This is a genomic window from Pseudomonas sp., assembly GCF_048269965.1.
Lineage (GTDB): Bacteria > Pseudomonadota > Gammaproteobacteria > Pseudomonadales > Pseudomonadaceae > Aquipseudomonas.
Genome location: NZ_JBLWTV010000001.1, coordinates 142,514 through 155,890 on the forward strand (window position 1 = coordinate 142,514; position 13,377 = coordinate 155,890).

A 13,377-nucleotide genomic window follows, 5' to 3' on the forward strand; every position below is an offset into this window, starting at 1 on the left:
CGACGCTGCCGTCGCGCAAACCACAATCAACGCAACGTCAAACGCGGGAGACTTACAGGATGAAGACCTCGCTCGCGCTTGTGGCGACCATGCTGAGTGCGGCTTTGCTGGCGACCTGGAGTCTTTGGTCGGCTCAGGCCGAAGAAGCTCAGGTGCAAACCATGCTCAAGGTGAAGGTTGCCTTGAGCAAGGTCGAGTTTCAGCACGTGCCGCGTTATTACGACAGTATCGGAACCTTGGAAGCCGTCAGCCAGGTTCGGGTGAGCGCCGAGGTGCCGGGCAGGGTTTCCGCCTTGCATTTCGACTCGGGGCAGAGAGTCGAGGCCGGGCAACCTCTGATCAGCCTCAATGACGAGCCGCAGAGGGCGCAAAGACGTCGCCTGGAGGCCGTGCTGCGCAACGCCGAACAGCGTCTGCAACGAATGTCCAAGCTGGCTCCCAGTGGTGCGGCTAGTCAGGAGCAATTCGACCAGGCCCGTGCTGATCGTGACGCGGCTCGGGGCGAGTTGGCGCAAGTCAATGCGCTGATCGCTCAGAAGAACATCCGTGCGCCTTTCAGTGGCGAGTTGGGCATCCGGCAGGTTCACCTTGGGCAGTATCTCAACCCCGGTGATGTCATCGCCAACCTCAGCGACAGTCGCCGCCTGCGCGTCAATTTTTCCCTTGACGAACGGGCGCGCAGCGAACTCGACTGGGGGCAGCCCGTGGAGTTGCGCTTCCATGCGCGTCCGGATCAGCGCTTCGAGGCGCGCATCAATGCCATCGACCCCATACTCGACGACGCGCGGATGATTCACGTCCAGGCCAGCCTGGATGGCCGCGACAGGCATCTTGCCGCCGGGATGTTCGCTGAGGTTCGGGTACGCCGGCCTGATCGCGCAAAGACGCTAAGCATTACGCAGACCGCCATCTTGGCCACGGCCTACGGCGACATGGTCTTCATCGCCCGAGAGGAAGACGGAGTGCTGCGCGCCAAGCGTGTAGCTGTGCGCACCGGCGATGTCTGGGATGGCCGGGTGGAGGTGCTTGAAGGGCTCCAGATCAGTGACCGGGTGGTGGTATCCGGGCAGAACAGGCTCAGCGACGAGACGCCACTGCAAGTGCTCCCGCGCAACAGCCTCGACGATGACGACGGGCAAGGCCCGCAGCCATGAAGTTCACGGATCTGTTCATCCATCGGCCAGTTCTGTCCCTAGTGCTCAACGCGCTCATTCTGCTGCTGGGCGTGTTGGCCATTCAGCACTTGCCGATTCGCCAGTACCCGTTGCTGGAAAATGCCACGATCCGGGTGACCACCGAATACCCAGGCGCCCCCGCCGAGCTCATGCAAGGCTTCGTCACCCAACCTATCGCCCAGGCACTGGCCTCGGTAGAGGGGGTGGATTACCTGAGCTCCTCCTCGGTACAGGGCAAGAGTGCAATCGATGTGCGCCTGCGTCTGGGGCAGGACTCGACCCAGGCACTCACCGAGGTGATAGCACGGGTCAGCCAGGTTCGCTACCGTCTCCCAGAGGAAGCCTACGATCCGGTGATCGAGCGCTCCAGTGGTGACTCCACCGCGGTCGCCTACGTGGGTTTTTCGGGCAAGGAGCTATCCGCACCTGCGCTGACCGACTACCTATCGCGGGTCGTGGAGCCGATGTTCTCCGCGATCGATGGGGTTGCCAGGATTGAAATTTTCGGCGGTCAGCGCATGGCAATGCGCCTCTGGCTCGACCCGGCGCGCCTGGCCGCGCGCGGTCTCACCGCAGAAGAGGTGGCGGTGGCGATTCGCGCGGAGAACTACCAGGCGGCGCCTGGGAAGATCAAAGGTCAGTACCGGGTCTCGGGGATCGAATTGGATACCGATCTGAACAGCGTTTCGCAGTTCAGCGAGATGGTGGTGCATAGCGACGCACGTGGTCTGGTGCGGATCAAGGATGTGGGCACCGTCGAGCTGGGCGCGGCCGCTAGCGAAACCAGCGCGTTGATGGACGCTCAGCCGGCGGTGCACCTGGGGCTATTCGCCGCGCCGCTCGGAAACCCGCTGGTGATAGTCGAGGGTATCGAGCAACGCTTGGCGGAGATCCGCAAGACGCTGCCTCCTGGCGTCAAAGTCGAGTTGGCGTTCGAGACCGCGCGTTTCATTCAGGCCTCCATCGACGAGGTCATGCACACCCTGGTCGAGGCACTGTTGATCGTGGTGGTGGTCATCTACTTCTGTCTTGGCTCGTTTCGCACCGTACTTATTCCGCTCATGGCCATCCCCTTGTCGATGCTCGGTACCGCTGCACTGATGCTGGCCTTCGGCTTCAGTATCAATCTTCTTACCCTGCTGGCGATGGTGTTGGCGATCGGCCTGGTGGTGGACGATGCCATTGTCGTGGTGGAAAACACCCACCGTCACATGGCCGAAGGCAAGTCAGGGGTGGTCGCGGCTCTGCTCGGTGCGCGGGAAGTGGCGGGGCCGGTGATCGCCATGACCTTGACCCTGGCGGCGGTATACGCCCCGATTGCCTTCATGGGTGGCCTGACTGGAGCGCTATTTCGCGAGTTCGCCTTGAGCCTGGCAGGCGCTGTGTTGATTTCCGGGATTGTGGCACTGACGCTTTCGCCCGTGATGGCCTCCATGCTGCTGCGCCATGATCAGGAGAGTCGAGTGGCACGAGCGGCGAGCCACTTCTTCGAATCTCTCGCGCAGCGATACGGGAATCTGCTGGAACGCTCGCTGGCGCATCGGGGCATTTCCCTGACAGTCGCCGTGCTCGTACTGGCCAGCCTGCCGCTGCTGTATCAGCAGGCGCAGCGGGAACTCGCGCCCGTGGAGGATCAGGCGAGCCTCCTCGCTGCCATCAAGGCGCCGCAGTACGCTAACCTGGCCTACAGCGAGCTGTTTTCCCGTAGGCTCGATTCGGTCTTCCGAGAGTTGCCGGAAACCACCAGTCGCTGGATCATCAATGGCACCGATGGGCCCGCTACCAGCTTCGGCGGCATCAACCTGTCCGCTTGGGATGAGCGCGAGCGCGATGCTACGGAGATTCAGGGCGATCTCCAGCAGAAGGTTGGCGCGGTGGAAGGAACCAGCATCTTTGTCTTCCCGCTCCCCCCCTTGCCCGGCTCCACGGGGGGTGTGCCGGTGCAACTGGTGCTGCGCACCTTGCAGGACTACCGCACGCTCTATGACAGCATGGAGGTACTGAAACAGAAGTCGCGAAGCAGTGGTCTGTTCGCTGCAGTGGACAGCGACCTGGATTACAACAACCCGGTGATTCGCCTGCGTGTCGACCGCGACAAGGCCAGCGCCATTGGTGTACGTATGAGCGACATAGGCCAATCGCTGGCCGTGCTGGTCGGCGAGAACTATGTCAACCGCTTTGGCCTTCATGGGCGCTCTTATGACGTCATCCCTCAGGCCACCCGCGAGCTGCGGATGAATGGCCAAGCCCTGGGGCAGCAATACGTGCGCAGCCGTGAAGGGCGATTGGTGCCGCTGTCGGCCCTGGTGCGCATGGAAGAGAAAATCGAGCCGAACAGGTTGACGCAGTTCAACCAGCAGAACGCGGCAACGCTCCAGGCCATTCCCGCTCCCGGGGTTAGCATCGGTGAGTGCGTCGCCTTCCTGGAGAAAGCCAGTGCCGACCTACCGGTCGGTTTCACCCTGGATTGGCAGGCCGATGCAAGACAATACGTGCAGGAGGGCAATACCCTGTCGTCTGCCTTTGGCCTGGCGGTGATCATCATTTATCTGGTGTTGGCCGCTCAGTACGAGAGCTTGAGGGATCCCCTGATCATTCTTTTCACCGTGCCGCTATCGATCTGCGGAGCGTTGATTCCCCTGGCGCTGGGGCTGGCGACGCTGAATATCTATACCCAGATAGGGCTGGTCACCTTGATCGGCCTGATCAGCAAACACGGCATTCTCATGGTGGTCTTCGCCAATGAGATGCAGGTCAAGGAGCAACTCGATCGCCACGCCGCCATACTGCGTGCAGCCTGCATCCGCCTGCGCCCGATACTGATGACTACCGCCGCGATGGTCGTGGGCCTCGTTCCGCTGCTATTCGCCAGCGGGGCCGGCGCTCATAGCCGGCAAGGCCTGGGGCTGGTGATCGTTTGCGGGATGCTGGTGGGAACCGCCTTTACCTTGTTCATCCTGCCTACGGCCTACAGTTTGCTGGCCCGCGATCATCGGGCCAGAGCGCTTGATCCGAGAACCATGGAGTTGCAGCGTGCGGGAGAATGAGGTGCGTCCGATGTTCTCGACTGGTGGTTGCATTGCAACGCGCTTTGGCGAGATTGACCCGCGCCCTCGCGGCGAGCATCGGCAGGCGTCGCTGCACAGGTCGAGTTTCTACTGATTCACCTATCCGCTCGTTCTTCCCGATCTTCTCGGGGAGGTATACTCGACGCGCCGGATAACAATCAGAGCCTGATGAAATGACGCAGATTTCCGAACGTCTCCTCGTTCAAGCCCACCTCGATGCCAAACAGCCCAAGCCGCTGACTGCCGAGGAAGAGGCCTTCTATCGCCGCGAAATCGCCGCCGAGCTGAAGAAGCAGAATGCGGTGCTGGTGGCGCACTATTACTGCGATCCGGTCATCCAGGCGCTGGCCGAGGAAACCGGTGGCTGCGTTTCCGACTCCCTGGAAATGGCCCGCTTCGGCAATCAGCACCCGGCGCAGACCGTGGTGGTCGCCGGGGTCAAGTTCATGGGGGAGACGGCGAAGATCCTCAACCCGGAAAAACGTGTGTTGATGCCGACCCTGGAGGCGACCTGTTCGCTCGACCTGGGCTGCCCGGTGGACGAATTCTCGGCTTTCTGCGATCAGCACCCGGAGCGTACCGTGGTGGTCTACGCCAACACGTCGGCGGCGGTGAAGGCGCGTGCCGACTGGGTGGTGACGTCCAGCTGCGCGCTGGAGATCGTCGAGAGCCTGATGGACAACGGCGAGACCATCATCTGGGCGCCGGACAAGCATCTGGGCAATTACATCCAGCGCGAGACCGGCGCCGATATGCTGCTGTGGGACGGCGCCTGTATCGTGCACGAGGAGTTCAAGTCCAAACAGCTGTTGGACATGAAGGCGCTGTATCCGGATGCCGCCATTCTGGTGCACCCGGAATCGCCGCAGAATGTGGTGGAGCTGGCCGATGCCGTGGGTTCCACCAGTCAGTTGATCAAGGCGGCGCAGACCCTGCCGAACTCCACCTTCATCGTCGCCACCGACCGTGGCATCTTTTACAAGATGCAGCAGCTGTGCCCGGACAAGACCTTCATCGAGGCGCCAACCGCCGGCAATGGTGCGGCCTGCCGCAGCTGCGCGCACTGCCCGTGGATGGCGATGAACACCCTGGAGCGCGTGCTGACCGGCTTGCGTCAGGGCTCTGGCGAGATTCATGTCGACCCGGCGCTGATTCCCAAGGCGATCAAGCCGCTCAAGCGCATGCTCGACTTCACCCAGGCGGCGCGGATGAAGGTCGCCGGTAACGCCTGACTGCCAGCCGTCAAAAAGAAGCCCAGCACATGCTGGGCTTCTTGCTTTGCGTAGCCCGGATGCAATCCGGGAAGGGCGAGCGGCCAATACCCCCGGATTGCATCCGGGCTACGTAGGCTGCGTTAGCTCACCCAGTTTTCCGGTTCGTTGACCACATTGAGCAGCGCGCGCAGGCGGCCGTAGTCACGACCGTTGAAGGCAAAGGCCAGGCGGGTCAGGTGGCACAGTTCCGGTTCGTCGCGCTCCTGCTCGCAATAGGCTTGCTGGGTAAAGCCACCTTCTTTGCACAGGCTGGCGAAGTCGCTGTCCAGCTTCGCCAGAGTCGCCTCGTTGAGTGGATGATTGAGGCGGATCACGAAGCGATCCTTGAGCCAGCGGCTGGAGTGGAAGTTGCGGTAGAAGCGGGCGATTTCATCCACCGCCTCTTCGGCGCTGTAGACCAGGTGCATCAGGTTGAGGTCGGTGGGCAGGATGTAACCGTTGTCGCCAAGCTGGCGACGGATGAAGCCCAGTGCATCTTCCCAGTAGCTGCCACCCGGTTGATCGAGCAGCACCACGGGCACCAGCGGGCTCTTGCCGGTCTGGATCAGGGTCAGCACTTCCAGCGCTTCGTCGAGGGTGCCGAAACCGCCGGGGCAAAGCACCAGGCCGTCGGCCTCCTTGACGAAGAACAGCTTGCGCAGAAAGAAGAAGTGGAACGACAGCAGGTGATGGCTGCCGCGCATGGTCGCGTTGGCGGTTTGTTCGAAGGGCAGGGTGATATTGAAGCCCAGGCTGCTTTCCGCGCCGGCGCCTTCATGGGCTGCCGCCATGATGCCGCCTCCGGCACCTGTGACCACCATCAGGTCGCGGTGTGCCAGTAATGCGCCGAGCTCGCGCGCCTGCCGGTACAGGGGATGATCGGGCGGAGTTCGTGCCGAGCCGAACACCGTGACCTTGCGCCGCCGTTTCAGTTGTTCCAGCATGCCGAAGGCATGCTCCATCTCGCGCAGCGTCTGCATCATGATCTTGGCGTCCCAGCGGTTACGATCCGCCTGGGCCATGTGGATCACCGTAGTGAGCATTTCGCGGTAAAGCGCCAGATTGGGGCTGTTGCTCGGGGTGGCCAGCGCTACCAGTTCCTCCACCTTGTTGCTCAGGTCGACCTCGCTGGTTTGCACGTGGCGTGACAGATAGTCGTCCGGTTCAAAGGGCATGGAAACTCTCCTCTTCTTGGCCTGTGAGAGACGAGGAGCCTCTCGTGTTGGCCGGTTCCTTGATTATGGAGTGTCGAGCAGCTTGCCACAGGCAGTCTGCCGTTTCGTTGCCATCTTTTCGTAAGCGCCGATTACAGGGCGATCTGTTCACCGGGTTCGGGAATGTTGGCAATCCAGTTCAGGCGCTCGCGCAGGGCGCCTTGCAGTGTCTGCATCTTTTCCAGTTCGCCATGCACCAGATACAGCTCGGGGTGATGCTCGAACCGGCTGGCCCAGTCGAGCAATTGCGATTGCCCGGCATGCGCGGAGAAACCGCCCAGAGTATGCACCTTGGCCTTCACCGCGATGCGCTGATGCAGCACCTTGACCGTTTCGGCTCCGTCGACGATCAGACGACCCAGCGTGCCCTTGGCCTGGAATCCCGGGAACACCAGGTGGCAGTTCTCGCGCCAGAGGTTGTGCTTGAAGTGATGGACGATACGCCCGCCATTGCACATGCCGGCACCGGCGATGATGATCGCGCCGCTATTGATCCGGTTGATCGCCATCGATTCTTCGGCTGTCGGTGTGCAGCGCAACACTGGCAGCCAGTCCTCGATGCGCTTGACGCCCTTGGCGGCCAGCGCCGCGCGATCCGCAGTCGCGAACTGGTCATGGAAACGGCTGTAAATGGCGTTGGCGCGGATGGCCATGGGGCTGTCGAGGAACACGGCCTGCTGCGGCAGTCTGCCTTCCTGATAGAAGCGTCCGAGGTAGTAGATCAGGTCCTGGGTGCGGCCGACGGCGAACGACGGGATCAGCACGTTGCCACCTTCCTTGTGAGCCTGCTGAAGAATGTCGGCCAGCTCCTCCAGGGTCTCGTCGCTGGGGCGATGGTCGCGGTCGCCGTAGGTCGACTCCATCAGCAGCACGTCCGCCTGGTTCAGCTGTGTCGGCGCCTGCATCAGCGGTGAGCAGGTGTTGCCCAGGTCGCCGGAGAACACCAGGTGACGTCGCAGGTGGTGATCCTCTACCTGCATTTCGACGATGGCCGAGCCGAGGATGTGGCCTGCATTGTGGAAGGTGACGTGCACGCCCTTGGCAACCTCGACCGCTGCGCCATAGGCATGCGCGCGACGCTGGCTGAGCGCCTGCTCGGCATTGGCGATGGTGTAGAGCGATTTGACCGCCGGCTTGCCCTGGCGTGCGCGCCAGCGGTTTTCCCATTCGGCGTCCTTCTCCTGCAGGAAGGCCGAATCCAGCAGCATCAGCTCGAGCAGTTCGCAACTGGCTTCGGTGGCGTGGATCGGGCCGCGATAGCCCTCGGCGACCAGGCGCGGCAACAGCCCGCTGTGATCGAGGTGGGCGTGGGAGATCACCACCGCATCCAGGCTGCCTGGATCGAAAGGAAACGCACTGCGGTTCTGATCTTCTTCCTGGCGGCGTCCCTGATGCATGCCGCATTCGAGCAGCACCTTGGCGCCGTCGCGGCTTTCCACCAGGTAGCAGGAGCCGGTGACCTGTTGAATCGCACCGAGAAAAGTGAGCAAGGCCATGGTTTGTTCCTTGTCGTGATGATGACGCGAGTCTGCCGCTTCCAAACGGAGCGGGTCTTGATGCAGGTCAGCGGGTGCTTCGTAGCGAGACCTAAACTGCAGGCAAGCATTCAGGAGAGCACTCATGACCCAGCTATTGCCCGACGCCGCCACCCTGGCTCGGCACGCCCAGCAATATCCCGACTTTGCCCGCTGGCAAGTTGGCCACGGACCTGTCCAGCATAGCCCGCAGACCCGCGCCGCCGTCTTTCGTCTGGCCCATCAACTGGTGCAGAGCGGTTTGCAGCCCGACCTGCCGAGCGTCTACCGCCTGTTGCGCGCGCTGGACGCGCTGACGGCAGCCGGCCTCTGGCTGGTGGCACACATGACTTATGCACGGCGCGTTCGGCTCGATGGCCAGCCACTGCAGGCCGATGACTTCAAGCCCGTGCCCGAAGGCCATACCGGCGGCGCGCTGAACATGGTGCCGGCCTATGCCGGCTACCTGGCGCTCAACGCCCTGACGGGGGAGGCGCGTGGCTGGTTGATGGGCCAGGGCCATTGCGTGGCGGCGATCGAGGCGCTGAACCTGCTGACCGGCAACCAGCATCCCGAGCAGGCCACCCGTTACGGCTGTGACGAGACGGGCATGAGCCGCCTGGCGGCTGACTTCTACAGTTACGCCCAGGCTGCGGACGGCAGCCCAGGCGTGCCGTTGGGCAGTCACGTCAATCCGCATACCGCCGGCGGTATCGCCGAAGGCGGATACCTGGGCTTCGCTGAGCTGCAGTACGCGCATCTACCGCTGCCGGGGGAGAAACTGGTGGCGTTCCTGTCCGATGGCGCCGCCGAAGAGCAGCGCGGCAGCGACTGGATGCCACGCTGGTGGCGTGCCGAGGATTGTGGCGTGGCGCTACCGGTGATGATCGCCAACGGCCGGCGTATCGAGCAGCGTACCGAGTTGGGCACGCTGGAGGGCCTGGAAGGGTTTCGTCGGCACCTGCGCGGTTGCGGCTTCGATCCGGTGAGCTTCGATGGGCGTGATCCGGCAGCCTTCGTCTGTGCGCTGTGGGAGATGGAGCAGCGCCTGGCGCATCGGCTGGATGAACTCGATCGCGAGCTGATCGGTTATCCCTTGCCGCTGCCCTACGGCATTGCCGAGACCACCAAGGGCTATGGTTTCTTTGGCGCTGGCAGCAACGCCGCTCATAACCTGCCGCTACCGGCCAGCCCGGCGCAGGATGAGCGTGCGCGCGAGCTGTTCAACCAGCATGCAGCGGCCTTGTGGGTAGCGCCGCAGGTGCTGTCCGAGGCCTGTAGTCTGTTCACTGCACGCAAGGGCCGTGTACTGGAGCGGGACAACCCGCTGGCACGGCGTCAACCGCCGCAGCCGGTACAGCCCGAGCTGCATTTTCATGATCGGCCCTGTTCGCCCATGAGTGCGCTGGATCGTTATTTCGTCGACCTGGTGCGCGCCAACCCACAGTTGCGGCCGCGTGTCGGCAACCCGGACGAACTGGCCAGCAACCGTCTGGGCGGTGTGCTGGCAGCGCTCAAGCACCGCGTCAGTCAGCCCGAGAGCGAGCTGGAGTCGCTGCACGGCGCGGTGATCACCGCGCTCAACGAGGAGGCTGTGGTTTCCGCCTGTCTGGCCAATCAGGGCGGCCTGAATCTGCTGGCCAGTTACGAGGCGTTTTGCGTGAAGATGCTCGGTGCCGTGCGCCAGAGTCTGATCTTCGCCCGCCAGCAGAAAGAGGCGGGACGTCCAGCCGGCTGGCTGGGCTGGCCGCTGGTGGCCACTTCGCATACCTGGGAGAACGGCAAGAACCAGCAATCGCATCAAGACACCACGTTCTGCGAGGCGCTGCTGGGCGAGATGCACGATGTCGTGCGCGTGCTGTTGCCGGCCGATCACAACTCGCTGCTGGCCCTGCTGCCAGGCATCTACCAGGAGCGCGGCCGGCTCGCGTGCCTGGTGGTGGCCAAGCGTGAACAACCCTGTAGCTTCACCGCCGAACAGGCGCAGCAACTGGCCCGTGAGGGGGCATTGCTGGTCGATGCCGAAGGCGATGGCGAACCGGTGCTGCTGATTGCCAGCGGCAGCTATCAGTTGCACGAGATGCGCCGCGCCGCCGTTCGTCTGAGCGAGCAGGCTGTGGCCTGGCGTCTGATTTACTTGCAGGAACCAGGGCGCTTTCGTATGCCGCGTGATGCCTGGGAGGCGTCGAGTGTGGCCAGCGCCGCTCAGCGTGAGGCGCTGTTCCCGATTGCCTGTCGGCGGCGCGTGTTGCTTGGCCACATGCGCCCGGAAGTGGCCCTGGGGCATCTGTCGACGGTGCTGGGCGATGCCGCTACGTGTCGTGCGCTTGGTTATCGCAACCGTGGCGGCACTTTCGACGAAGCCGGCATGCTGTTCGCCAATGGCTGTACCTGGGCGCATGTCCTGCAAAGCGTCGCCGAGGTGCTCGGCGTATCGATCGATGCCTGGCTGACGCTCGAGGAGCGTGCGGCTCTGGCAGGCAGGGGCAATCCTCTCGCCCTGCGTTGAGCCGGCTGACTGGGTCAATGGCAAGGGAGAGGCAGGTATGCCCAAGTTGATTCTGGAGATCGAAGCGGACCTCTATCGCCTGCTGCAGCAGGCGGCGCGAACCAATCGACTGAGTCTGGAGGATGAATGTCGACGTCGCCTCGAGGGCGGTGTACGGCGTTCGCGCTATATGGAGGCCTTGCTCGCCGAGCTGCGCGCCGACGATGCGCAGCGCCGAGCGGAACGGGACTGACGGCGGCTCTGGATCAGAGGCCGCAGTCGCTCTTGTCGAACACTTCGACGGTAACCGGGCGGTTGCTGCGGTATTCACTGAACTGGTAGCGCAGCTGTGCGCCCTGGGCCAACAGGTTGCGATAGCCCGGATTGCGGCAGACGCTGGCGGCCAGCTGCGCGCGCACGGTGTCGGGGTTGCCGCGCATCTGCGCTGCATGCGCTTCGCGCACGCTGAGGTGGTTGATCAGTGTGTGGCCTTCCACGGTGTAGCCCTGATCGAGAATGTCTTCGTTGATCGCGCGCGGCGTGCCCTCGCTGCTTTGCCGGGCGACCTGCTCCAGGGTGCGAGTCAGTTCCATCTCCTTCAGCGAGGCTGCCTGGGCAGTGGCAAGCGTCAGGCTGAGCGCGAGAGCGGGGAGGATGTAACGCAGCATGTCATGTGACTCCTGAAAGCGTGGACGAGGGTTGGACAGGGCCTCGCCGCGAATGTTCGCGCCGCTGGCCATTTGCCCGCCTGAAACAAAGTGTTACTGATGGGGACATGCTGGCCTGTGGCCGCCGTCCGTCACCACGACCAAAGGCCGGGGATCATCGGCCAATCCTGCACGTCACAGGCATTGAGCCGCCGTCGCAGTCGGACGTCGCCAGTGCAGACCTGCCTGAAGTCTGTCGCTGGTGCAGGAAGGACTGCGCGGTGTTCAAGCAGCGTGCAGGAGAATAACAATGACAATGCTCTCTCGGCGCTGGCCATCGCGGATGATGGTCGGCAGTTTACTGGTTTTGCCCGTTGCCCAGGTGCAGGCATCCGGTTATCACTTCGGTTCGCAATCCGTGGCGGCGCAGGGGGCGGCACATGCCAACGGTGCCGAGGCAGCCGATCCCTCGACCATTTTCTACAACCCTGCCGGCCTTGCCCGGCTCAAGGGCACCCAGGTGACCTCCGGCCTGAGCATCCTGCTGCCGGATGGCGATTACGAGGACAAGGGCAGTCGTGACGTGTTCGGCAATCCGGTATCGGGAGAGGCCGGCGAATTCCTGCCCGATGCCGCCGCTGCGCCCAACTTCTATTTTTCCCACGCGATCAGCGACCGGGTGACGGTCGGCCTGGGGATCTTCACCCCGTTCGGCGCCAAGCTCGACTACAAGGAGGACTGGGCCGGGCGCTACGGCATCCAGTCGGCCAGCCTGGAGACGGTGACCTTCAATCCGAGCATTGCCTTTCGCTTCAACGAGCACCACAGCGTCGGTTTCGGTGTGTCGGCGCAGTACATCAAGTCGGTGCAGCGCGGTGCGGCGGATGTCAAAGGCGCCTCGCGGCAGTTGGCTGGGCAGTTCGTCACCGCCAATCAGGAACTGACCGAGCTGGCGGCATCACCGCTTGGTCAGTTCGCCATTCCGTTGTTCTACGGCATCGATGTGCCCACTGAGATCAGCAGTTGCGACGGTCAGGCCGATGACGCTTTCGTCGACTGTGTGGCGAAGAACTTCGCCGACAACGTCCAGGGCGATGGCTACTTCCGGGTCAAGGGCGATGACTGGGGGTTTGGCTGGAATATCGGCTATATGTGGGAGCCGACCGAAGCGACGCGCTTTGGCGTGTCCTATCGCTCCAACATTCGCCACACCCTGGAAGGCGAGACCAAATGGAGCTTCGCCGGCGTGTCCGGCAGCGTGCCTTCACCCGATACCGATCTGAGCGGTGGCATCGATCTCGGCATCATCACCCTGCCGCCAGCCGATGCGCTGGGGCAGGTGCTGGACCCGGACAACTGGGTCAATCCCGGCGATTTCGCCGGCTCCAGGCTGCACCCCAACTCCAAGGCCAAGACCGCCATCGATACACCGGAGATGCTCTCCTTCAACGCCTTCCACCAGCTCAACGACAAGGTGGCGCTGATGGCGGATCTGACCTTCACCCGCCATTCGCGGCTCGACGAGGTGCGCATCGGTATCGATCAGGTGGCTGGCTACCCTTACTTCAATGGCGTTACCGAGGGCGACCTGAGCGTCGAGCAGGACTGGAAGGACAGCTACAAGCTCTCCCTGGGCATGAACTACCAATACAGCGATGACCTGCTGCTGCGTACCGGCGTGGCCTACGACCGCTCTCCGGTCAACTCGCCGCAGCTACGCCATCCGGCCTTTCCCGATGCGGATCGTTACTGGCTGTCGCTCGGCGCCAACTACAAGGTGATGCGCGACACCTCGCTGGATTTCGCCTACAGCTACGTGCAGTTCTCCAGCGGCAAGATGGATTACCAGGACGGCTGCTCCCCGGCTGGCTGGGTGCCAGGTGCCGGCGGGCTGTATCAGGACAGTGGCGTGCGCTGCACCGGCAACGGCGGCAACTACACCGGTGAGTACAACACCCACATCCATTTCATCGGTCTGGCGTTGAACCACAGCTTCTGAGCCGTCCGAGTGGCGAACG

At 63.1% G+C, this 13,377-nt stretch carries 9 protein-coding genes; 6 read left to right on the top strand and 3 right to left on the bottom strand.

Annotated features, from left to right (window positions below; translation table 11 throughout):
• Nucleotides 1-59: 59 nt before the first annotated feature.
• The 3 genes from ACN0X6_RS00695 (at nt 60) to nadA (ending at nt 5,475) form a co-directional block, all read left to right on the top strand.
• A complete protein-coding gene (locus tag ACN0X6_RS00695) occupies nt 60-1,154 on the top strand; it encodes an efflux RND transporter periplasmic adaptor subunit (RefSeq protein ID WP_417701257.1) in 1,095 nt (364 codons plus the stop codon).
• Nucleotides 1,151-4,222, top strand: coding sequence for a MexW/MexI family multidrug efflux RND transporter permease subunit (locus tag ACN0X6_RS00700; RefSeq protein ID WP_417701258.1), 3,072 nt, complete (start codon nt 1,151-1,153; stop codon nt 4,220-4,222). The genes ACN0X6_RS00695 and ACN0X6_RS00700 overlap by 4 nt, the downstream gene beginning before the upstream one ends.
• A gap of 194 nt (nt 4,223-4,416) precedes the next feature.
• Complete coding sequence (gene nadA / locus ACN0X6_RS00705; RefSeq protein ID WP_003241694.1) at nt 4,417-5,475, top strand: quinolinate synthase NadA; 1,059 nt, start codon at nt 4,417-4,419, stop codon at nt 5,473-5,475.
• 122 nt (nt 5,476-5,597) lie between these two features.
• Here the strand turns inward: nadA and ACN0X6_RS00710 are convergent, their stop codons facing one another.
• Both ACN0X6_RS00710 and ACN0X6_RS00715 read right to left on the bottom strand, forming a co-directional pair.
• Nucleotides 5,598-6,671, bottom strand: a complete 1,074-nt coding sequence (locus ACN0X6_RS00710; RefSeq protein WP_417701259.1) for an LOG family protein — start codon at nt 6,669-6,671, stop codon at nt 5,598-5,600.
• A gap of 131 nt (nt 6,672-6,802) precedes the next feature.
• Nucleotides 6,803-8,206 (bottom strand): MBL fold metallo-hydrolase RNA specificity domain-containing protein, encoded by a 1,404-nt coding sequence (locus tag ACN0X6_RS00715; RefSeq protein WP_417701261.1) that lies wholly within the window; start codon nt 8,204-8,206, stop codon nt 6,803-6,805.
• Nucleotides 8,207-8,330: 124 nt separating this feature from the next.
• Between ACN0X6_RS00715 and ACN0X6_RS00720 the strand changes: the two genes are divergently transcribed.
• Nucleotides 8,331-10,733 (top strand): xylulose 5-phosphate 3-epimerase, encoded by a 2,403-nt coding sequence (locus tag ACN0X6_RS00720; RefSeq protein ID WP_417701263.1) that lies wholly within the window; start codon nt 8,331-8,333, stop codon nt 10,731-10,733.
• A 37-nt stretch (nt 10,734-10,770) separates the two neighbouring features.
• Nucleotides 10,771-10,965 carry a hypothetical protein gene (locus ACN0X6_RS00725; RefSeq protein WP_417701265.1) on the top strand — a complete coding sequence of 65 codons (195 nt, stop codon included), beginning with the start codon at nt 10,771-10,773 and terminating at the stop codon, nt 10,963-10,965.
• A gap of 13 nt (nt 10,966-10,978) precedes the next feature.
• Here ACN0X6_RS00725 and ACN0X6_RS00730 read toward each other — a convergent pair whose 3' ends face one another.
• Nucleotides 10,979-11,380, bottom strand: a complete 402-nt coding sequence (locus ACN0X6_RS00730) for a quorum-sensing-regulated virulence factor family protein (RefSeq protein WP_417701266.1) — start codon at nt 11,378-11,380, stop codon at nt 10,979-10,981.
• Nucleotides 11,381-11,669: 289 nt separating this feature from the next.
• On the opposite strand from ACN0X6_RS00730, the gene ACN0X6_RS00735 reads away from it, so the two are divergent.
• Nucleotides 11,670-13,358, top strand: coding sequence for an OmpP1/FadL family transporter (locus tag ACN0X6_RS00735; protein ID WP_417701268.1), 1,689 nt, complete (start codon nt 11,670-11,672; stop codon nt 13,356-13,358).
• The last annotated feature ends 19 nt before the right edge of the window (nt 13,359-13,377 follow it).

What these genes read in the sequence shown, in the direction of transcription:
- ACN0X6_RS00695 (WP_417701257.1), top strand. Translation starts at nt 60, where the DNA reads ATGAAGACCTCGCTCGCGCTTGTGGCGACCATGCTGAGTGCGGCTTTG.
- ACN0X6_RS00715 (WP_417701261.1), bottom strand. Translation starts at nt 8,206, where the DNA reads ATGGCCTTGCTCACTTTTCTCGGTGCGATTCAACAGGTCACCGGCTCC.
- ACN0X6_RS00735 (WP_417701268.1), top strand. Translation starts at nt 11,670, where the DNA reads ATGACAATGCTCTCTCGGCGCTGGCCATCGCGGATGATGGTCGGCAGT.
- ACN0X6_RS00700 (WP_417701258.1), top strand. Translation starts at nt 1,151, where the DNA reads ATGAAGTTCACGGATCTGTTCATCCATCGGCCAGTTCTGTCCCTAGTG.
- ACN0X6_RS00710 (WP_417701259.1), bottom strand. Translation starts at nt 6,671, where the DNA reads ATGCCCTTTGAACCGGACGACTATCTGTCACGCCACGTGCAAACCAGC.
- nadA (WP_003241694.1), top strand. Translation starts at nt 4,417, where the DNA reads ATGACGCAGATTTCCGAACGTCTCCTCGTTCAAGCCCACCTCGATGCC.
- ACN0X6_RS00720 (WP_417701263.1), top strand. Translation starts at nt 8,331, where the DNA reads ATGACCCAGCTATTGCCCGACGCCGCCACCCTGGCTCGGCACGCCCAG.
- ACN0X6_RS00730 (WP_417701266.1), bottom strand. Translation starts at nt 11,380, where the DNA reads ATGCTGCGTTACATCCTCCCCGCTCTCGCGCTCAGCCTGACGCTTGCC.
- ACN0X6_RS00725 (WP_417701265.1), top strand. Translation starts at nt 10,771, where the DNA reads ATGCCCAAGTTGATTCTGGAGATCGAAGCGGACCTCTATCGCCTGCTG.